Annotated in this window: 20 protein-coding genes; 6 read left to right on the top strand and 14 right to left on the bottom strand. The window is 58.7% G+C overall.

Features of this window, described 5'->3' with window-relative positions; translation table 11 throughout:
• Positions 1 to 4: 4 nt before the first annotated feature.
• The 6 genes from ACFFFR_RS08985 to ACFFFR_RS08960 all read right to left on the bottom strand — a co-directional run bounded on the left by ACFFFR_RS08985 (position 5) and on the right by ACFFFR_RS08960 (position 7,104).
• Entirely contained in the window at positions 5 to 367 is a 363-nt protein-coding gene (locus tag ACFFFR_RS08985; RefSeq protein ID WP_377459716.1) for a hypothetical protein, read from the bottom strand.
• A 69-nt stretch (positions 368 to 436) separates the two neighbouring features.
• Positions 437 to 1,435, bottom strand: coding sequence for a hypothetical protein (locus ACFFFR_RS08980; RefSeq protein WP_377459715.1), 999 nt, complete (start codon positions 1,433 to 1,435; stop codon positions 437 to 439).
• Positions 1,436 to 1,578: 143 nt separating this feature from the next.
• Complete coding sequence (locus ACFFFR_RS08975) at positions 1,579 to 2,853, bottom strand: hypothetical protein (RefSeq protein WP_377459713.1); 1,275 nt, start codon at positions 2,851 to 2,853, stop codon at positions 1,579 to 1,581.
• Between the two features lie 49 nt (positions 2,854 to 2,902).
• Positions 2,903 to 3,619 carry an LppM family (lipo)protein gene (locus ACFFFR_RS08970; protein WP_377459711.1) on the bottom strand — a complete coding sequence of 239 codons (717 nt, stop codon included), beginning with the start codon at positions 3,617 to 3,619 and terminating at the stop codon, positions 2,903 to 2,905.
• Between the two features lie 169 nt (positions 3,620 to 3,788).
• A complete protein-coding gene (locus ACFFFR_RS08965; protein ID WP_377459710.1) occupies positions 3,789 to 5,483 on the bottom strand; it encodes a formate--tetrahydrofolate ligase in 1,695 nt (564 codons plus the stop codon).
• A 169-nt stretch (positions 5,484 to 5,652) separates the two neighbouring features.
• The gene (locus tag ACFFFR_RS08960; RefSeq protein ID WP_377459784.1) at positions 5,653 to 7,104 is read right to left on the bottom strand and encodes a CCA tRNA nucleotidyltransferase; all 1,452 of its coding nucleotides are present in this window, start codon (positions 7,102 to 7,104) and stop codon (positions 5,653 to 5,655) included.
• A gap of 102 nt (positions 7,105 to 7,206) precedes the next feature.
• Here ACFFFR_RS08960 and ACFFFR_RS08955 point away from each other — a divergent pair, with 102 nt between their 5' ends.
• The 5 genes from ACFFFR_RS08955 to trxA are packed head-to-tail and all read left to right on the top strand — an operon-like array spanning position 7,207 to position 12,346.
• Positions 7,207 to 7,743, top strand: coding sequence for an NUDIX hydrolase (locus ACFFFR_RS08955; RefSeq protein WP_377459709.1), 537 nt, complete (start codon positions 7,207 to 7,209; stop codon positions 7,741 to 7,743).
• 7 nt (positions 7,744 to 7,750) lie between these two features.
• Positions 7,751 to 9,424 carry a murein biosynthesis integral membrane protein MurJ gene (murJ, locus tag ACFFFR_RS08950; RefSeq protein ID WP_377459707.1) on the top strand — a complete coding sequence of 558 codons (1,674 nt, stop codon included), beginning with the start codon at positions 7,751 to 7,753 and terminating at the stop codon, positions 9,422 to 9,424.
• A gap of 58 nt (positions 9,425 to 9,482) precedes the next feature.
• Positions 9,483 to 11,027 (top strand): hypothetical protein, encoded by a 1,545-nt coding sequence (locus ACFFFR_RS08945; RefSeq protein WP_377459705.1) that lies wholly within the window; start codon positions 9,483 to 9,485, stop codon positions 11,025 to 11,027.
• Between the two features lie 38 nt (positions 11,028 to 11,065).
• The gene (gene trxB, locus ACFFFR_RS08940) at positions 11,066 to 12,010 is read left to right on the top strand and encodes a thioredoxin-disulfide reductase (RefSeq protein ID WP_377459703.1); all 945 of its coding nucleotides are present in this window, start codon (positions 11,066 to 11,068) and stop codon (positions 12,008 to 12,010) included.
• A 9-nt stretch (positions 12,011 to 12,019) separates the two neighbouring features.
• Positions 12,020 to 12,346, top strand: a complete 327-nt coding sequence (gene trxA, locus ACFFFR_RS08935) for a thioredoxin (protein WP_377459701.1) — start codon at positions 12,020 to 12,022, stop codon at positions 12,344 to 12,346.
• A gap of 674 nt (positions 12,347 to 13,020) precedes the next feature.
• Here the strand turns inward: trxA and ACFFFR_RS08930 are convergent.
• The 8 genes from ACFFFR_RS08930 to rpmH all read right to left on the bottom strand — a co-directional run bounded on the left by ACFFFR_RS08930 (position 13,021) and on the right by rpmH (position 18,563).
• Positions 13,021 to 14,334 (bottom strand): ParB/RepB/Spo0J family partition protein, encoded by a 1,314-nt coding sequence (locus tag ACFFFR_RS08930; RefSeq protein WP_377459700.1) that lies wholly within the window; start codon positions 14,332 to 14,334, stop codon positions 13,021 to 13,023.
• Between the two features lie 138 nt (positions 14,335 to 14,472).
• Complete coding sequence (locus ACFFFR_RS08925) at positions 14,473 to 15,375, bottom strand: ParA family protein (protein WP_377459698.1); 903 nt, start codon at positions 15,373 to 15,375, stop codon at positions 14,473 to 14,475.
• 65 nt (positions 15,376 to 15,440) lie between these two features.
• Positions 15,441 to 16,085, bottom strand: a complete 645-nt coding sequence (gene rsmG, locus ACFFFR_RS08920) for a 16S rRNA (guanine(527)-N(7))-methyltransferase RsmG (protein WP_377459697.1) — start codon at positions 16,083 to 16,085, stop codon at positions 15,441 to 15,443.
• A 1-nt stretch (position 16,086) separates the two neighbouring features.
• The gene (locus ACFFFR_RS08915) at positions 16,087 to 16,665 is read right to left on the bottom strand and encodes a Jag family protein (RefSeq protein ID WP_377459696.1); all 579 of its coding nucleotides are present in this window, start codon (positions 16,663 to 16,665) and stop codon (positions 16,087 to 16,089) included.
• Positions 16,662 to 17,621, bottom strand: coding sequence for a membrane protein insertase YidC (gene yidC / locus ACFFFR_RS08910; protein ID WP_377459694.1), 960 nt, complete (start codon positions 17,619 to 17,621; stop codon positions 16,662 to 16,664). Before yidC ends, ACFFFR_RS08915 begins: the two co-directional genes overlap by 4 nt.
• Positions 17,618 to 17,998, bottom strand: coding sequence for a membrane protein insertion efficiency factor YidD (gene yidD, locus ACFFFR_RS08905; RefSeq protein WP_377459692.1), 381 nt, complete (start codon positions 17,996 to 17,998; stop codon positions 17,618 to 17,620). The genes yidC and yidD overlap by 4 nt, the downstream gene beginning before the upstream one ends.
• Positions 17,999 to 18,010: 12 nt before the next feature.
• Positions 18,011 to 18,388, bottom strand: a complete 378-nt coding sequence (rnpA, locus tag ACFFFR_RS08900) for a ribonuclease P protein component (protein WP_377459691.1) — start codon at positions 18,386 to 18,388, stop codon at positions 18,011 to 18,013.
• Between the two features lie 37 nt (positions 18,389 to 18,425).
• Entirely contained in the window at positions 18,426 to 18,563 is a 138-nt protein-coding gene (gene rpmH, locus ACFFFR_RS08895; RefSeq protein WP_377459689.1) for a 50S ribosomal protein L34, read from the bottom strand.
• Positions 18,564 to 18,934: 371 nt separating this feature from the next.
• On the opposite strand from rpmH, the gene dnaA reads away from it, so the two are divergent.
• Positions 18,935 to 20,416 carry a chromosomal replication initiator protein DnaA gene (gene dnaA, locus ACFFFR_RS08890; RefSeq protein ID WP_377459688.1) on the top strand — a complete coding sequence of 494 codons (1,482 nt, stop codon included), beginning with the start codon at positions 18,935 to 18,937 and terminating at the stop codon, positions 20,414 to 20,416.
• Positions 20,417 to 20,483 lie beyond the last annotated feature (67 nt).

Genomic DNA, 20,483 nt, shown 5'->3' with positions numbered 1-20,483 from the left:
ACGCTTACTTGCCTTCGACGGCTTCGTATTCGGCAGGGCACCAAATCTGGGCACCGGTGGCAGCGACGAGATCCGCGCTTTCCGGAGTCAGACCGAATTCGCGCTCAAGATGGCTCACCACGGCTTTGAAGGTTTGGTTAGAGCTATCACGCTTCAGAGCCGGGCACACGGTGTCCTTGGCCATGGTCTCAATCTCACCGGCGGACGGAACCCGGATGTCTACGCCATCCTTTGCCATCTGATCCAGTTTCTCGATCGTGCCATTGACGTCGACCTGGGGTAGCTGTTCGCTGACTTGGTCGCAGGCTGATAGCGAGAGCGTGGCGGCAAAAATGGCTGCCGTGAGCGCGAAGGTCTTCTTGTTCATGGCGGCAGATTACTGAGCTTTCCTGAACGTAACCCGAATGGGTTTCCGTCTCTGAGAGTACTGGTCGTCCTATTGGTGGTTGCCCTGTTCTGGGCGACCTTGACCCTGTTGGTTCGGGTCATTCGGGTTGAACGGCCGCTGCTGCGGGTGAGGTTGCTGCCATTGCTGCGGTTGCTGACCCTGTTGCGGTTGCCATTGTTGGCCCTGTTGAGAGTGTGGTGGTTGTTGTCCCGGTTGTGGCCGCCATTGCTGTGCAGGCTGCTGCGGGTTCGGCTGCCAACCTTGCTGGGGCCCGCCATGATGGCGTCCTGGCTGTTGGTGGCTGGCTTGATGCTGTCCGGGATACGGCTGACCCTGTGGGCCATGGCCTTGGTGAGGGTGCTGCCCAGACTTCTTGTTCTTCTTCCTCAGGACCAACCAGAGGAACAGCGCGAGTGCCACAACGCCCAGACCGATCAGCAACCACATGACCCAGCCCTCGAGACCCGGTGAGGCCTTGGCCTTGATAACACCGCCGGTGCTGAGTGATGCGCCTTCCAAGATCACCTTGTTGCCCTCAACGGTACCCACTGATGATTGGGTCACTTTGCCGGGAAATTCAAGAATCAATCGTGATTGGTTCTCGAACATGACAGGGTCCTCGCTGCGATTACGCATGGTCACCGTGTATTCCCCGTTTTCCAAGGATACGGTTTGGTGGCCTCCCTGGTTGAGCTGACTCAGTGGCTGATTCAACGAGGTCGCTAGACAGTGTAGATTTCCGCCTTGAGAGCGATTATCGACATTAACGTTCGAGGTGTCTTCTGGAGTCATCTCAAACAACTTCTGGCAAGTAATGTCGCCACCTAGGCCAAGAGAGTATCGAAGTTTCGAAGACATCTTCATGTCCATGGTGGAGTCCACAGTTCCGTTTTCATGGAACTTCAGGTGCGACGTGGAGAAACTGTCGTCAATTTCCGGTGCCGCTTGCGCGCCAAACGCCGTCAAGACCATGAAAAGTGGGATCAGTACCGCCCCAAGGAGCTTCCGGATACGGCCTGCGGGCAGTTTTTCGGCTGTGGACTTCATATTCTGATTCAAGCATGAGAGCTAAGTTGTCTGCAGTAAAAGTCAGCAATATTGCGCCCTAACCAGCCGCATCTCTCTAGGCACAAAAGATCCCGGCCTCAAGCGCGGTGGCGACTCGAGACCGGGATCGATTTGTTGTTCAGTTATTGATCGTTATCTGGTTTGGGCTGGCCCTGCCCGTGCTGCGGCGGCGTATTGCCATTCTGTGGTCGCTGCTGTGGATGGGGTTGCTGCCACTGCTGTGGTGGCTGGCCCTGCGGTGGGTAAGGCTGCTGCCCAGGACGAGGCTGCCACTGCTGACCCTGAACTCCACCGTAGCCACCCTGTTGCGGGTTCTGGCCGGGGTATGGCTGCCCCTGTTGCCACGGCTGTCCCTGTGGTGGTTGTTGAGGGTTCGGCTGCCATGGCTGACCTTGTTGCGGCCGCCCATGGTGAGGTTGACCCTGATGAGGCTGGCCGTGCTGCGGTTGCTGCGGGTGTCCTTGCTGTGGCTGGCCCGAATGCTGCTGGCCTTGCGGGTCTCCCCATTGGCCAGCAGTAGGCTGCCCGGGAGCGTACTGGCCGGGGGCTTGGTGCCGTGGAGGTTGCTGCTGTTGTGGGTTCGGCTGCCAACCTTGCTGCGAAGCACCGTACTGGTTACCAGAGTGGGGTTGGCCCTGCTGGTGTGGGCCTGACTGGTGGCCGCCGTAACCAGGTCCTGCGTTTGGACCGGCTGGGTGGTGTGGCTGTTTGGACTTCTTCTTGTTGCGCAGTACCAACCACAGGATCAGGCCGACAAGAGCCAAGACGCCCAGACCAATGAGAGCCCAGAGCAGGAAGTTATTCATGGTCGGGGCAGCATTGGCTTTGATGATGCCGCCTTGGTTCAGCTGATCAGCGGATGAGATGATCACGCGGTTTCCGTCCACGATTTGGCCCACGGAAGCTTCGGTGACTTGGCCGGCAAACTCAAATTCCATGGACATATTTATGCCCGGGTCTGCGCCAGGCACGGTTGGAGAGTCCATGGAAGGAATCTCAATCGTGTAAACACCATCTTCTAGAGAGAAGTCTTGGCTAGCTTGATTGAGCTTATCGAGTGGCTGGTTGGTAGCGGTGGCGATGCAGTGCACATTTCCATCGGCCGACCGATCTTCAATGTGGAGCCCATCCTCCGGATCTTGCCCGAGTAATTGGTCGCAAGCGATCTTCGGCATGGGACCAAACTCTTTGAAATCTTCGCCCAGAAGTTTCATTTCCATCCGCATGTCGACGGTTCCGTTTTCGTGGAACTTCATCTTTGCGTTGGTAAAGCTGACTTCGTTCATGGTTTGGGCGTGAGCCCCAAACGCGGTGAAGAGCAGAAATAGTGGTATCAACATGGCCAAGAGCAGCTTCTTGGCACCATTGTTCAAGGTGGAGGGGGCCGTGAAATTCATACTTTCGATTCAAGCACGTTAGGGAGCCTCTCTGCACCAAGAGATCGAACTATTTCACATTTGTTCGCGGTTCTTTTGCAGCCGGCTGCGGCCGGTTTTTACGTGCCACCATCCAGATGAGCAGTGTCAGGACAAGAACTCCAACACCGGCCAATAGCCACAGCAACGGCCCGTCTAGGAGTGATTTGGATTTCTCCGCTTCTGCGGTGATTGAGAATCCTTTTTGGTAGACATCTAGGTCGGTGATCGTGACGGTGTTACCGTCAACTACGCCGGCCGATGCCTCGAGCACGCGTCCCGGGAAGGTGAAGGTCAAGGTGGGATTGAATTGCAGTCCCAGTTTCTCCAGCTCCAGGGGTTCTGATCCGGTATCTGGTTCTAGCCCGACGGTGTAGATCCCATCTGCTTTTTCGACCGAGAGGTCTGCTGTGAAGAGTTCATCGATCGGGATGCGGTTGCCGGTTATGACGCAATGGATGTTGCCGGCTTCAGAGCGATCGTCGATGGTGAGCTTGGAGGCGATTTCGACTTGGTCTTGGAGGCGCAGTAGCTCCGCGCACTCGAAGGTTGGTCCAGGGCCTTGGGGAATCTTGGATTCTTCTTGCGAGACTTTCAGTTCCGCCATGAAGTCTGCGGTCTCATCTTCGTGGAACGTCGTGGACATGTTCCAGTCGCAAGCTGTCAGCACGAGGACCAGGGCTGCAAGCATGCCCAGCAGCGATGATTTGCGCGGACCGCGGCAGGTGCGCTCATGAAGGACCGTCATGGTCTGATTCAACCATGTTGGGGTAGCGAGCGCCCGTATGTTTCTCGGAATCGCTGAAAAACTCTTGAACAGCAAAGTGCCTCAGCAGTGAGTGAAGCAAGGAACTCACTACTGAGGCACTCAGGCTATGGTCCCGGTCCTCAATCCGGGTCACAGCATGAAGAGCAGGTTAGAACAGACCGACGGCATGACCGTCTTCGTCTACACCCATCTTCATCGCTGCTGGGACCTTCGGCAGACCTGGCATGGTCATGACCGCTCCGGTCAACGCGACCACGAAGCCGGCACCGGTCTTCGGGATCAGTTCACGCACCGTGATGGTAAACCCATCCGGGGCGCCCAGCAGAGCCGCGTCGTCAGAGAACGAGTACTGGGTTTTGGCCATACAGACCGGCAGATCGTCCCAGCCGTTCTCCGCAATCGTTTTCAGCTGCCGCTTTGCGGCGGCGGTGAACTCGACTCCGTCACCGCGGTAGATGGTCGTGACGATCTTCTCGACCTTTTCCGCGACGGTGTCTTCCAGTTCGTAGAGCGGTTTGAAGTTGTTGCCTTCATCCAGGGTGTTCAGCACGGCTTCGGCGAGTTCTTGACCGCCGGCACCGCCCTTGGCCCAAATGTCGGCGACCGCGGCCTTTACGCCACGCTCTTCCAGCCACGCTTTCAACCAGTTCAGCTCATCGTCCGAGTCGTTGGTGAACTTGTTGATCGCCACCACCGGGGTGACCCCGAAGCCGCGCACATTATCGATGTGCCGTTCCAGGTTTTTCACGCCTTCGGAGAGGTAGCTGATGGAGGTCTCGGTATCGAGTTCGTCTTTGAGCTTGTCCTTGGCCAGACCGCCGTGCATCTTCAAGGCGCGGATGGTCGCGACGATCACCACGGCGTCCGGGGCGAAGCCGCCGGCACGGGCCTTGATGTCCATGAACTTCTCTGCACCCAAGTCGGCTCCGAAACCGGCTTCGGTGACAACAATGTCGGCCAGTCGGCGGGCCGTCTGGGTGGCGATCAAGGAGTTGCAGCCGTGCGCGATGTTCGCGAACGGGCCACCGTGCACCAGAGCCGGGGTCCCGGCAATGGTCTGCACGAGGTTTGGTTTCAGCGCTTCTTTCAGCAGCATGGTCATGGCGCCACCGCCGCCGAGTTCCTTCACGGTGACCGGTTTGCGGTCGTAGGTGAAGCCGAACACGATGTTGTCGATCCGGTCTTGCAGATCCTGAATGTCTTTGGCCAGGCAGAAGATCGCCATGATTTCGGAGGCTACGGTGATGTCGAATCCGGCTTCCCGCGGCACACCCTCGGTGGGGCCGCCAAGACCGGAGACGATCGAGCGCAGGGAACGATCATTCATGTCCAGCACCCGGCGGAAGACGATCCGACGCGGGTCAATGTTCAGCTCGTTGCCCTGGTGGATGTGGTTGTCGATCAGCGCGACCAGCAGGTTGTTCGCTGAGGTGATCGCATGGAAGTCACCGGTGAAGTGCATGTTGATGTCTTCCATCGGCAGCACCTGTGAGTAGCCGCCACCGGTGGCACCGCCTTTGATGCCGAAGATCGGGCCCAGCGAAGGCTCGCGCAGGGCGATCATGACCTTCTCGCCGGCAAGGCGCAACGCGTCAGAGAGTCCAACCGTGACCGTGGATTTACCTTCACCAGCCGGGGTGGGGCTGATACCGGTCACCAGCACGACTTTGCCTTGGCCTTCGGCGGGGGCATCGAGCAGTGCGGGATCAATCTTGGCCTTATAGTCACCGAATTGCAGCAAGGCTTCGGGATTGATTTCAGCTTCAGCGGCCACTTCACGGATCGGCTTGAGGGTGGCAGCCTGAGCAATTGAGAGGTCAGACATCTCTTCCATGTTGCACATACTCCATCAGTTGTGGGGATTAGGTCACAGCCATGTGACCACCTCTGACTTTAGTGAAGCAGCTCACAAAAACCAACGGTTTTTTAAAAGTTTTAATCGCTAACGGTGAAGTCACCGTGCGGGCACACGTCAGCGATGTGAAAGAAAAGCTGAATAAGTCCTCAGATGACTAGTTGTCTGCGGGGTTACCGGTCTCTGCCGGTTTGTTCTTCTCCCACCAGGTAAGCAGACGTTCAGTTGCCTCCGCTTCAGAGAGCGGACCCTCTTCAAGACGGACATCGAGCATGTGCTTGTAGGCCTGGCCGACTACCGGTCCGGGTTTGATGCCCAGCAGCGCCATGATCTGTTTGCCGTCTAGGTCCGGTCGGATGGCGGCGAGCTCTTCCTGCTCGGCCAACTCGTCGATCCGTCGCTCCAGATCGTCATAGGACTCGGCGAGCCGGCGAGCCTTACGCCGGTTCCGCGTGGTGACGTCCGCCCGGGTCAGGCGGTGCAACCGCTGCAGCTGGTCGCCCGCATCGGTGACGTAGCGGCGCACGGCCGAGTCCGTCCAGCCGGCTTCCCCGTACCCGTAGAAGCGCATGTGCAGCTCCACCAGTTTGGCGACGGCCGCGGTGGTGTCATTGTCGAACTTCAGCACCCGCATCCGTTTCTTGACCAGTTTCGCGCCGACCACATCGTGGTGCCGGAAGGTGACCGCACCGGAGGGGCTGAAGCGGCGGGTGGCTGGTTTACCGATGTCATGCATGAGCGCAGCGAAACGCAGCACGAAGTCCGGTCCGGGCACCGGGCCCTCAGCATCGGATTCCAACTCCGCAGCCTGCCGCATGACGGTCAGCGAGTGCTGGTAGACGTCCTTGTGGTGGTGTGCTTCATCAGTTTCCAGCTTCAGCGCCGGGACCTCGGGGACGACGTATTCGGCCAGACCGGTGTCGACCAGCAACTCGATGCCGGCCACCGGATAGGTGCCGTTGATGAGTTTGATGAGTTCCTGCTGGATCCGCTCGGCGGAGATGACCTCGAGTCGGGCGGCCATCTCGGTCATGGCAGCGAACACCCGGTCGCTGACCTGCAGGCCGAGTTGGGCCGCGAAGCGGGCAGCACGCATCATGCGTAGCGGGTCATCGGAGAACGAGTCCTCTGGGGTGCCGGGGGTGTCCAAGACTTTTGCGTGGAGGTCTTTGACCCCTCCGAACGGGTCGACGAGTTCTCCGCTGGGCAGCCGTAGGGCCATGGCGTTGACGGTGAAGTCACGCCGGCGTAGATCTTCCACCAAGTCGGTGCCGAAGACCACTTCCGGTTTGCGTGACGCCGGGTCGTATTGCTCGGCCCGGTAGGTGGTGACTTCCAACGTGTGGCCACCCTTGCGCAGCCCGATGGTCCCGAAGGCCTTGCCGATCTCCCAGTGGGTGTCCGCCCACCCGTCAATGACTTTCAGGACTTCGTCCGGGTCCAGATCGGTTGTGAAGTCCAGGTCCGGGGAGATCCGGCCCAGAAACAGGTCCCGCACCGGTCCGCCGACGAGGGAGAGTTCGGCGCCGTGAGCGGCAAAGAGTTCACCAAATTCTTGTACCACTGCCGGCAGGCCAAGATCGGCCAAGGGCAGCACGGACGAGGGCATCAAGGATTTGGGTTCAGTCATAGTGGTCCAATTCTACCGCTGGTTCGCCGGGCCGGACAGCACGCACAGCAGCCCTGCTGAAAGATCGCTAGAGTAAGTTGCATGGCAAAACCGGGTCCGCGTCGAGCACGGAACACCCCATTGACGGTGTCTCTGGGGATCGCTGCCATGCGCCAAAACCAACGCCAGTGGCTCTCCCCACTGCCGACGGTGGAAGAAGTTTCCGCCGGGGGTGTCATCGTGCGGATGCACGAAGGCGACGTTGAAGTGGCCATCATCGCCCGGTACAACCGTGGCGGCCGGCTCGAATGGTGCCTGCCCAAGGGCCACCCGGAAGGCGAAGAAACCTTTCAGGAAGCCGCCCTGCGCGAGGTGGAAGAGGAAACCGGCATCGCCGGACGCATCCTCGCCCCTTTGGGCTCGATCGACTACTGGTTCACCGTCACCGGCCGGCGCGTGCACAAGACGGTGCACCACTACCTCATGGAGGCGATCGGCGGGGAGCTGACGATTGAGAATGATCCCGATCACGAGGCCGTGGACGTGGCCTGGGTGAAATTGGGTGATTTGCCGGCCAAACTCTCCTTCTTGAACGAGCGGCGCATTGTCGAGCTCGCCCGGAACCTGCTCTACGGTTAAACCCATCATGTCTTCCCAAACCTCCACAGCGCGCTCTTCTGCCATCATGGCGGCCGGCACACTGGTCTCCCGTGTGCTCGGCTTCGTGCGCACCGCCCTGCTGGCCGTGGCCATCGGCTCCACCGCACTGGTGGCGGACGTCTTTGAAAAGTCCAACGCCATCCCCAACGTCATCTACATGCTGCTGGCCGGCGGCGTGTTCAACGTGGTGTTGGTCCCGCAGCTCATCAAGGCCGCCAAGGCCCCGGATAAGGGTGCGGACTACACCTCGCGGCTGATCACCCTGGCGGCCCTGGTGATGGGCGGTTTCACCTTGGTGGTGACGGCGCTGGCCGCGCCGCTGATGGGCATGCTGACCAAGGACTGGACCGAGGGCATGTTGGCGCTAGGTACGTCCTTTGCGCTGTGGACGCTGCCGCAGATCTTCTTCTACGGCATGTATGCCGTGATCGGTCAGGTGCTCAACGCGAACGGCCGGTTCGGCGCGTACATGTGGGCGCCGGTCGCCAACAACGTCATCGCGATCTCCGTGATCGGCTTTTACCTGATCAACTTTGGCCGCTACCAGGCCGGGGTGGACCAGCTGGCCGAGTGGACCCCGCAGCAAACCATGCTGCTGGCTGGCGGCCACACCTTGGGCATCATTGTCCAAGCCGTGGTGCTGCTGGGCCCGCTGGCCAAACTGGGCATGAGGATCCGCCCAAAGTTCGGTTGGCGCGGTATGGGCATGCGCTCCACCGGCAAGATCGCCGCCTGGACCGTGCTGACCATGGCCATCGGGAACGTGGCCACCCTGCTCTACGCCCGGCTGGTCTCCGGTGCCACCGCAGCCCGGCAGGCTGCCGATGCGTCCGACCCGGGCTCAGGGGCCGCCATCCCGGGCGAGTACGCCCTGAACACCGCTGAGCTCATCACGGTGTTGCCGCACTCGGTGTTCGTACTCTCCATCGCCACCGTGTTGTTCAACCAGTTGGCTGATGCGATGGGCCGGCGCGATCACGACACTGCCAAAGCGGTCACCAATCAGGGGTTGCGGACCTTTGCCATTCCGATGGTGTTCGGCTCCGCCGCGATTATCGTGCTGGCCGGACCACTGGGCCGCATCTTCGGTGGCTCCTCCGAGGTGGCCGCCGCCTCCGGTGCGGCCATCGGCCAGCTGCTGATCATCATGGCCCTCGGTATGCCGTTCCGCTCGGCACACTTCTACCTGATGCGGGTGTTCTACGCCGACGAGAACGCCAAGATCCCGATGCTCATCCAGTCCGGGGTGGCCATCTGCGGTGTCATCCTCGCGTACACCGTGTCCGTGTTCGTGCCGAACGCCGTGTTCGCGTTCGTCATGGCCGGGCTCTACGCCCTGTTCCACGTCATCCAGCTGGCCATCACCCACTCGCTGGTGCGCAAACATTACGGCTCCTACGGGGCCACCCAGGTGTTGGACACCTATATGAAGACCGCCGGGGCCGCCATCGTCGCGGCACTGGTAGGTGCCGCCGTGCTGGCCGCGCTGGGCGGCTACTCGATTGGTTTCGCGTGGAGCACCATTGTGACCGCGCTGATCAGCTGCGCCGTGGTCGGGACCGCGATGGCGTTGGTCTACTTTGTGCTGTTGAAGGTCATGAAAGTGGAAGAGGTTGATTTCTTCCTTGGGCCGCTGTTGGGCCGGTTACGCAGAAATTAGCATCTGCTCTCCCAGCGGTTACCATTGAGAAAAGGCAAAAGCTTAAAGGAGCATCCGCGTGTCCGAACCGATTGAAGAAGGAACCGTCTTAGGTGGCCGTTACCGGGTCATCGGACTCGTCACCAGCAGTGACGATCAAGACTTGGTTCTTAACGGTATGGACCAAGTGCTCAACCGGCAGGTCGCCATCTTGGTCGCCGCCACCGATCACGCCACCCAGACGGCCGAATCCGCCCGCCAGATCGCCATCGGTGAGCGCACCTCACCGGTCCAGGTCTTGGACCTAGGCATCTCGCACGGCCGCACCTATCTGGTGGCCAATGAGATCGAACCGGACCACCTCTTGGAGCTGGTCTACCCACCGTCTGCCACCCCGTATGTTGAGCCGTTCTACACGGACACCCTCGGTTCGGAGATCTTCGGCGAATCCCGCCAGCTGGAACCGCAGGTTTACGAAGACGACGAAGAGTACTACGGCACCCTGCACGCCGGGTACGAGGGCGGCAAACGCTCCATGCTGGACCGCTTCGCGGACCGCCTAGCCCAACGCCGGGCCGACCGTGCCGCCGCAGCAGGTGCCGCAGCCGCCGGTGCTGCCGCAGCCAGCTCCACGGAACCAGAGACTTCCCAGCCGGAGCCAGTCGAACCGGCTACCGGCAACATCGAGCAGTCTTCCGCCGATGACGCGCACACCGATCAGGTATCGGCCGTCCCACCGGCTCCGTCCGACCAGCAGCCTGCCGAGCAAGAAGACACCGCTGACGATGTCTCGGCCGAAGCTGCCACCGAGGAACCGACGGCAGCCGCTCCAATTCTGCCGCCGCCACCGAAGCGTCCACCATCTCAGCCTGCCGCTCAGGAACCGGAACCAGCCACCGAACCGGCTGCCCTCATCCCGGAGCCGGGTGCGCGTTCGAAAGCCGCTGCAGACGAAGACGATTCCGAGCCGAACAAGCTGCTACGTCTGTTGCCGCTGGTGGCGATCGCGCTGGTCGTCATCGTTGGCGTCGTGATCGCGATGAACAGCCTCAATGGTGTCAAGACCGCAGGTGGGGAGGGCCAGACCGGCGAAAGCCCGTCCGTCACCGAAACCACCGAGGGCGGCGGCACGGATTCGCCGTCCCCATCGGAGACTGAAGAGCCAACCGTCACCCCGGTCACCGAGGAAGTCACCCGTGTGGTTCCGGATCAGCCAGATCTGAACGCCGAGTATGACTCCACGCTGCCACTGATCATCGACGGGAATAATGCCACCTCATGGAACAGTTACACCTTCCAGACGGCCAATTTTGGTGGCTTTGCCGCCAACATGGCACTCGTGGTGAAACTGGAGGAGGAATCGGATATCTCTGACGTGAAGATCAGTCAGTCCGGTGGCTCCGGCGGTGCCATCGAAGTCCTGGTGTCTGATACCCCGGACTTGGCCGACGCCAAGAAGATCACCACAACTAGCTTTACCGGACCAGAGATCAACATCTCCGTGTCTGAAGATGGCCAACCAGCCAAGGCGCAGTACGTCATCGTCAACGTGACCGAACTGCCACGCCTGCAAGGCGGGTCCCGGCCCTTCGGCATGCGGATCGCTGAAATCGCCGTATCCTAACTAAGCGTTGCCACGCTCAACCAGAAAGAGAATCAGACTTGTCTGAGGTAGAGAACCAAATTCATGACGTCATCATCGTGGGTTCAGGCCCCGCCGGCTACACTGCGGCTATCTACACCGCTCGTGCGGACCTGAAGCCGCTGGTCTTCGCCGGTTCGGTCACCGCCGGTGGTGAACTGATGAACACCACCGAGGTGGAGAACTTCCCCGGTTTCCCAGAAGGCATTCAGGGCCCGGAACTGATGATGAACATGCAGGCCCAGGCCGAGCGCTTCGGTGCCCAGGTTCAGTATGAAGACGTGGCCGAACTTGAGCTGACCGGAGACATCAAGACCGTCACCCTGATCGGAGGACTCCAATACAAGGCCAAGTCCGTAATTCTGGCCACCGGCTCCGCCTACCGCACCCTTGGCGTGCCGGGCGAGCAAGAGCTGACCGGACACGGTGTCTCCTCCTGCGCCACCTGTGATGGTTTCTTCTTCCGCGACCAAGACGTCGTTGTTGTTGGTGGTGGAGACACCGCCATGGAAGAGGCGATGTTCCTCACCAAGTTCGCTAACAAGGTTTACGTTGTGCACCGCCGTGAAGAACTGCGTGCATCGAAGATCATGGCTGAACGCGCCATGGCGAACGAAAAGATCGAATTCCTCTGGAACACCGCAGTCAAGGAGATCCACCAGGAGAACGACAAAGTCTCCGGTGTCACCCTCTCTTCCACTGTTGGAGAAGCCGACCGCAAGCTAGATGTCACTGGCGTCTTCGTGGCGATCGGGTTCGATCCACGCACCGAGCTCTTCAAGGATGTTGTGGATCTGACTGCAGACGGCAACGTTGCTGTCTTGGGTCGTACCTCCAAGACCAACATTCCGGGCGTCTTCGCTGCCGGGGATGTTCTGGACCCAACCTACCGTCAGGCCATTTCAGCAGCTGGTTCCGGTTGTGTAGCGGCCATTGACGTAGAGCACTACCTAGCCGAACACTAAGGAGTTTCCATGAGCAAAGTTGTAGAAGTAAACGACAATAACTTCCAAGAACTGGTAACCGACTCTGATCTGCCGGTCATTGTCGACTTCTGGGCTGCCTGGTGCGGTCCATGCCGCCAGGTTGGCCCGATCATCGATGAGCTTTCAGAAGAGCTCGACGGTAAAGTCAAGGTTGCCAAGTGCGACGTTGACGCCAACCCAGGTCTGGCTGCCAAGTACGGCATCACCTCCATCCCAGCCATCATGGCCTTCAAGGATGGCGAGCTCAAGGAGACCGTTTTGGGTGCCCGCCCGAAGCAGGCTCTGCTCGATGCCTTCGCACCAGTGATTGGCTAATTAAGCACAAACCATCAAGGATGGGGATTCAGGCAGATGCCTGAATCCCCATTTTTGTTTCACGTGAAACGTACGTCTCTATGTGGCACAACAAATGCTTAACCAGACACGCATTGACTTGGAGGCCGTTATCTTCATTCGATGATTTCTTCATCACTCGCTGTCTCCACTTATAGTGACCGCACTCCAACAAGAGCTTGGTGTGAAGCTTCCAAAAACGATCTCTTATCCTCTACGACTAGCAGACAGGGATATCTGCACATAGAAGCCAAGCTGATGTCGCGCCCAGATCACGGGATTCATGACAGGAATACCTCCAAGATGGGAACTATGCCTTATCAATGCCTTTAGTGCTGTTGGTTTCACGTGAAACGACGTAGTGAAGGAACTCTACTAATCCCTGGGAGACTAATGCCCATAACTCTCCTTGGGAAATTAGCGTTGCGCCTAGCCTTTGCAGTGCGCACAACTAGGCAAACACTCAATCTAATCCGTGCAATCCACACGGAGAAGCACAAGTATAGATACATACGCGCCACTGAACGTTCCATTGGATGTTCCTCCTGAAACCGTCTGGCCGCACGAGATCGAAATCGAATGCACAGAACATACAAAAGGGGCGGATGAACTTAGTGGTTCATCCGCCCCTTCGCGCTTAGCTATATGATTCCCAGTTAATCTGCCTTTGTATCGGGAGCAATTAGATCCATGATCCTATTGAGGTCATCCACCGATGCAAATTCGATAGACATACGTCCCTTCTTCGCCCCTAGACTGATTTTCACATTCGTGTCGAGTCGGTCAGAGAGAGCATTAGCGAAGTAATCAAGTCGTTCATGACGTACCGGCTCACGGCGTTTGGTTTCACGTGAAACGTCACGTGGGGCCTCTGCACTGGCCACCAACTCCTCTACCGCACGTACGCTCAGACCCTCATTCACAATACGTTGTGCCAGTTTTTCCATTGATGCGGCATCAGGCAGAGACAACAAAGCACGCGCATGTCCTGCACTCAGAATACCGGCTGCTACGCGACGCTGAACCAAAGCAGGCAGATTCATCAGGCGCATCGTGTTGGAAATACGTGGACGGGACCGTCCGATACGTTGTGACAGTTCTTCTTGAGTACATCCATACTCGTTCAAGAGGTCCTGGTATGCAGCTGCCTCTTCCAAAGGATTGAGCTGTGACCGGTGGAGATTCTCCAACAGCGCGTCGCGCAAGAGATTCACATCAGGAGTGACTCGTACAATCGCGGGGATCTCTTCAAGACCGGCGGCTTGGGTAGCTCTCCACCGGCGTTCACCCATCACGAGTTCATACTTCGCTGATGTGCCATCATCCAATGGCCGAACAACAATAGGTTGCAGGACACCAACTTCCCGAATAGATTCGGTTAGTTCATCCAGTTCATCCTGATCGAACTCTTTACGTGGCTGCTTCCGGTTAGGCACGACCTCAGCGACCGAGATCTTGGTAAAGCGTCCTTCAGCCATATCGGTCTCGCTGGTTTCACGTGAAACTTCACTGAAATCTGGTGCAGTTACATCGACTGCTTCATCTACTGAGGACTCTGGCTTTACATCTCTTCGGGGAGCCCGTAGACCTGAGGTACGTGCGGACATCAGTTCTGACATGTCAGACTTCTTCCGGCCTCGTGGAGCTCCACCTTGGAAGAACATATCTGAAGGTCGAGAGATGTCCTTCTTCTTCTCTACAACATTGACTGAAGCTGGGACTTCATCTCGCACATCGGGGACGTCCGCCGGCTCGGCGGAAATATCTGTCTTCGCCTGCTCCGAGGTTGGCTTTGTCGAAGTCTTCTTTCTCTTAGCAGCGGTCTTCTTCTCAAGCTTCTCAGCGGTCTCCGCCTGCTGCGCCGCTGTTTCACGTGAAACTTCCTCGACAGGCTGTTCACTGTCTTCGGGAATCCCCAGGAGTGATCCTAGGCCGCGGCCGAGACCTGATGAACGTTTTTTCTGCGTCATGGAAGTAGCACCTCATAGTTTCTAGGGAAGCACTACTATTTTAGTCTTGTTTCACGTGAAACGGTGTATCCACACCTGTGGAATCTTTGTGGATAAAGTTAGCTACGAGAAAATAAGCCCAGTAGCTAACAGGGCAAGCTAGGAAGCTTTTCGTTTCCGTTCTGCCATTTCGGCAGCGGCCTCTAGGTAGCTTAGAGCGCCTGTTGAGTTTGGGTCGTAGGTGACCACGGTTTGTTGGAAGCTCGGAGCTTCAGATATACGTACGTTACGTGGGATCACTGCGTTGAGGACTTCATCTGGGAAATGCTCACGTACTTCTTCTGCCACCTGAGAGGACAGGTTAGTGCGGCCGTCATACATGGTGAGAAGGATCGTTGAAACTTCGAGATCCTCGTTCAAGTGACGCTGAATCAACCCAATGTTCTTCAGAAGCTGGCTTAGACCTTCTAATGCGTAGTATTCGCATTGGATTGGAATGAGGACTTCACGTGCAGCGACGAAAGCATTCACGGTCAGTAGGCCCAGGCTTGGTGGGCAATCGACAAAGATGTAGTCGAGCTGATCGAGGCCCTGTTCTTCACGGTGTTGGGCGTACTTGTTGATCGCACGGGCTAGACGCTGCTCACGTGCAACCAGAGAGACTAATTCGATCTCTGCACCGGCTAGATCGATGGTTGCCGGCGCGACGATGAGGTTGTCGATGTCAGGGCACGGTTGCACGACATCAGCGAGACTGAGCTGGTCAATCAAGACTTGGTAGATGCTGTCTACACCTTGGGAGTGTGGGATCCCGAGTGCGGTGGAAGCATTGCCCTGGGGGTCGATGTCGATGACAAGGACTTCCATCCCAAACTTGGCCAGAGCGGCCGCAAGGTTCACCGTGGTGGTTGTCTTACCGACGCCACCCTTTTGGTTCGAAACGGTGATGATCCGAGTTTCGGAGGGTTTGGGAAGATTCTTCTGGGCGAGCAGTTCGCGGCGTTTACGCTCGCTGAGCAGCTGTTGTGCGATCGGGCTGCTGAAGTCTGCTTGAGGGGCCACGTGTTTGTTCCTCCTAGGGACAGGTCTGTACTAAGACTATCGGCACGTGGCCCCATTATGTGGGATCAGCGGCGCCGAACCCGTACGACGGTGGAAGGTTCTTCCAGCACGTCTGCACCAACGGTGAGGATCTCCGGTTCAGCGCATTTGTGCTTCTTCAGTTCTTTGCCTGCAGCCGCGATCTCGTCTGCAGCGGAGCGGCCTTTGAGGGCTAGTAGTTCGCCGCTGCTATTAGCCAGCGGCATGCACATTCCGATGAGGTTCTTCAAGGCGGAGACGGCGCGGGCTGTCACGATATCGACCGAGACCTCATCAAAGAGTTGCTCAGAACGGGCCCGCAGCACTTCGACGTTCTCCAACCCAAGGTCTTCGATGACCTCGTTCAACCAGATGGTGCGGCGTTCTAGCGGCTCGATCAGGTTGATGCGCAAGTCTGGGCGGGCGATGGCTAGGGTCAGGCCTGGCAGGCCGGCCCCGGATCCCACGTCGGCGAGGGTGGCTCCTTCGGGCATCAGCTCGGCCATGATGGCACAGTTGAGCACGTGCCGGCCCCACAGTCGCGGGACCTCACGGGGGCCGATCAGCCCGCGTTCGATCCCGCTGGTGGCCAGGTGCTCGACGTAGCGCTCAGCCAATGGCAGCCGGTCACCGAAGATGTGCTCGGCTGCCTTCTGTTCGGTGGCGCTGATGGGCACAGCGGGGGTGCTCATCCTAGTTGGCCTCGGAGACCACGATGTGGCGGCGGGAACCTTCACCCTCGGACTCGGAGTGCAGTCCGGCCTCGGCGATCAGATCATGGACCAGTTTGCGCTCGTACGGGCTCATCGGATTCAGGTGCACGCGGCCGCCTTCTTCCTTGACCTGAGCGATGGCGTCTTCGGCGATGTGGGCCAGTTCCACGTTCCGCTCAGCTCGGAAGTCCAAGATGTCCAGCATGAGGCGGGAACGGTTACCGGTCTGGGTCAGCACGGCTAGGCGGGAGAGCTCTTGCAAGGCGTCCAAGACGTTGCCCTTCTTGCCGACCAGATCCTTCAACTCTTCGTTGTCGTCGTCCCCGACGAGGGAGACGAAGGTGCGGTCGTTGCGGACCTCAATGTCAATGTCGCCATCAATGTCGGCGATGTCCAGCAGCTCTTCGAGGTAGTCGGCGGCGATGTCGCCTTCCTCTTCGAGCTGGGACAGACGATCGGTTTCGCTTGGCTGCTCGGTGTCAGTGGCCTCTGGTGCGTCTTCGCTCACGCTGTCTTCGAGCTGCTCGGGCGTTGTTTCATCCAGATCGTTGCTGCTCATTTCTTTCTCCTGTTCTTGCGCACTGGCTGCTGACGCTGGCCCGTGGGCTTAGGGGCTACGACTTCTTCAGTTTTCTTACCGGTCTTCTTCTCGTTGACCGGTGGCAGGCCCTTGGCGGCGCGGCGTTCATTCAGCTCACGCTCGGCCTGGGAGCCAGGGTTCGGGTTGTTCCGGATGATCCAGAACTGCTGGGCCATGGTCCAGATGTTGGTGGCGGTCCAGTAGATGAGCACACCGATAGGGAAGTTGATGCCACCGATACCGAAGACGATCGGCAGTAAGTACAGCATCATCTTCTGCTGCTGCATGAACGGAGAAGCCATGGCGGTTTCCGACATGTTCTTGGCCATGATCTGCTTCTGCGTGATGAACTGCGAGGCGGTCATCAGCAGGATCATCACAACCGTGACCAGGATGACGTTTAGGGAGAAGTTCTCACCGAGGGAGCCCAAGAAGGTGTCGGACATCTTGGCGCCCAAGAACGTGGAGTTGGCGAACTGGGTCACCTGCTCCAGGGAGAGCGCACCAACGGCTTGGCCTTCCTGCACGGCGCGTGCGGCGCCGTTGAGCACCTGGAAGAGGGCGAAGAAGAACGGCATCTGCACCAGCATGGGCAGGCAGGCGGAGAACGGGTTGGCCCCGTGTTTCTTCATGAGCTCCTGCTGCTCAAGCGCCATTGCTTGGCGGGAGAGCTGGTCCTTTTTGCCCTTGTACTTGGCTTGCAGTTTCTGCAGCTCCGGCTGCATGGCCTGCATGTTGCGGGAGGCCTTGATCTGCTTGACGAACAGCGGGATCAGCAGGGTCCGAATGAGGATCACCAGCAGGACGATGGACAGCATCCAGGTGAAACCCGAGGCTGGGTCCATGCCGATGGCTGTGAGCACGTCATGGAAGAACCCGAGGACGAACGACACCGCCATCCGGAACGGGAACATGATTGCGTCAAAGAAGTTCATTCGGTTTCCTCATCTGCAGGAATGGGTGGATGGTTCAAGACAATGATGCGTGGCTCTGCGCCGGGGTCAAAATAGCGGTGGCCCGGTGGCACGTGGTCCACGCCCCCGTCGGTGAACGGGTGGCACCGGCCCAGCCGTTTGGCCGTCAGCCAAGAGCCTTTAAACAGCCCGTGGGTGGTGACGGCCTCCAGCGAGTAGGCCGAGCAGCTGGGGTAATACCGGCAGACCGGCCCGTAGAGCGGGGAGATGATCAGCCGGTAGAGCTTCAACACCAGCGCCCCGATGGTCGAGGGCAATGCCCGCCACCATGGCCAGCGGCTGGCCGGTTCGGCGATGGTGAACCCGGGTGGCCGCTGTGGGGTGTGTGTGCTGGTCATGATGCTCGCGCTTTAGCCTTGCCGGTGGGACTGCAGTTTTTTGGTGACAGCCGCTAGCGAGGAATCCAGATCCTGTCCCAGCTCGGTGTAGCTGGCGGTGGCTGCGGGTGGGAAGGCCCGGAGCACAAAGTCGCATCTGGGTTGCTCGCCGCTGTGTTGGCGTTGGGTGATCCGCTCGGCCATCAGGTGCCTCAGTCGGCGTTTGACCAAGTTGCGGGTCACCGCGTTGCCCACTGCCTTAGACACAACAAAACCGACTCGTTCAGGCGAGGCTGATGAGTCGGTTTGCTGTGCGAACAGCACGAAATTCTGGCGGCCAGAACGTACGCCAGTGCGCATGATTCGCGAAAAGTCCGAGGCAGTTTTTACCCGGTTGTCACGGGGAAGCACAGCAGTGTTGCCACCGATGACGGCACGCGGCCGTCACTCAGGCAGACAGGCTGCTGCGGCCCTTGGCGCGGCGTGCCGACAGGATGGCACGGCCTGCACGGGTACGCATACGAAGCCGGAAGCCGTGCTTCTTGGCACGACGGCGGTTATTCGGCTGAAAAGTCCGCTTGCTCACAATAATTCTCCAAAGCCAGTGTTCTGCGTGGTTTACCCGAAGTGAGTCACTTACTTTGGGGAAGGCACCGGGTTTGCACGCTTGAGTACATTCGTGGTGTCTGTGCTGTTTCATCGCAGCATTTTGTGGCTGCTGATAACACACAGGACTAAATAACTCTAGAAAAACACCCCGACAACGTCAAATCGGGACCCAGATATTTTCCGGTCGGAGCCAAGTTATGCACAGCAGTGGAAAACTTTGTGCATAAAGTCGGTAGAATCAGTGCTTGCTAGGGAACCACCGGGCTGAGCAACACGTTGTTACTTGGCTGTACACAGTTTATCCCGACCCTTATCCACACTTTTAAATGAGGCACCAGAAGGAACCGCATGAGCACTGAACAGGACAACCAGATCACCCAGTCCTGGCTTAGAGTGGTCGAGCTGCTGGAACAAGATCCGTCTCTGACTGCGCGGATGCGCGGCTTCCTTCCCCTCGCTAAACCGGTCGCGTTCGTCGGCAGCACCTTGTTGCTGGCCGTGAATAATGACACAACCCGCGACCACTTCCAGAATCAGCTGCGCGACCCGTTGAATAGGGCCTTGGCCGAGATCTTCGGCCAGGAGATCATCTGCGCGTTCTCCATCGACCGGGACATTTCGTTCGAGTCCGAGGAACCGGTCGAGGTGGTCGAGCCGATCGCCGACCCGGAACCGGTCGCACCGCAGGCTCCCGCTGCAGAACCAGCCGATCAGGCCCCTCCGGTGAATTGGCAGGACACCCCGGCCCCGGCTGGGCCGTCGCCGATTCCGAGCCCACCGTCGGATTCGAACGAGGCCTCCCGGCTGAACCCGCGGTACGTGTTCGACTCGTTCGTCTCCGGCTCCTCCAACCGGTTCGCTCACGCCGCCGCCAACGCCGTGGCGGAGGCTCCGGCCAAGTCCTACAACCCACTGTTTATTTACGGTGACTCGGGGCTGGGTAAGACCCACCTGTTGCACGCGATCGGTCACTACGCCCGGGATCTGTACTCCGGGATCCGGGTCCGGTACGTGAACAGTGAAGAGTTCACCAACGACTTCATTAACTCCATCCGTAACGATGATGGTGCCAGCTTCAAGCGGATCTACCGCAACGTGGACATCCTGCTGATCGATGACATCCAGTTCCTGGCGGACAAGGAAGCCACGGTGGAGGAGTTCTTCCACACGTTCAACACCTTGTACAACAACAACAAGCAGGTCGTGATCACCTCGGATCTGCCGCCGAAGCAGTTGTCCGGTTTTGAGGACCGGATGCGTTCACGCTTCGAGTGGGGTCTGATCACCGACATTCAGCCACCTGATCTGGAAACCCGGATCGCGATTCTGCGCAAGAAGGCTGAAGCCGACGGTTTGGATGCCCCAGGGGATGTACTGGAGTACATTGCCTCCCGCATCTCCACCAACATTCGTGAGCTGGAGGGCGCGCTGATTCGCGTTAGTGCGTTCGCGTCCCTGAACAAGCAGCCGATCACGATCGCGTTGGCTGAGTCGGTGCTGAAAGATCTCATCACCGATGATGCGGATGCGCGGATCACCCCGACCATGATTATTCGGGAGACGGCCGCCTACTTTGAGCTGACCGAAGATGATTTGTCTTCCCCGGCCCGGACCAAGACCGTGGTGACCGCACGGCAGATCGCCATGTACTTACTGCGGGAGCTGACCGAGATGAGCCTGCCGAAGATCGGTGAGGCACTCGGCGGTCGCGACCACACCACCGTGATGCACGCGGACCGGAAGATTCGACAGCTGCTGAGCCAGCGTCGCGACGTGTTCGATCAAGTCACCGAGCTGACAAACAAGATCAAGCACTCCGCTCGGAACTAGTCGAACGAGAGAAAAACTCAAGAAACCAAACAAAAAAAGAGGAAGCAGTGACTAACGCTGCTTCCTC

It is taken from the genome of Micrococcoides hystricis, from assembly GCF_042434215.1.
Classification (GTDB): domain Bacteria; phylum Actinomycetota; class Actinomycetes; order Actinomycetales; family Micrococcaceae; genus Micrococcoides; species Micrococcoides hystricis.
This window is presented reverse-complemented; position numbering and strand designations above follow the sequence as displayed.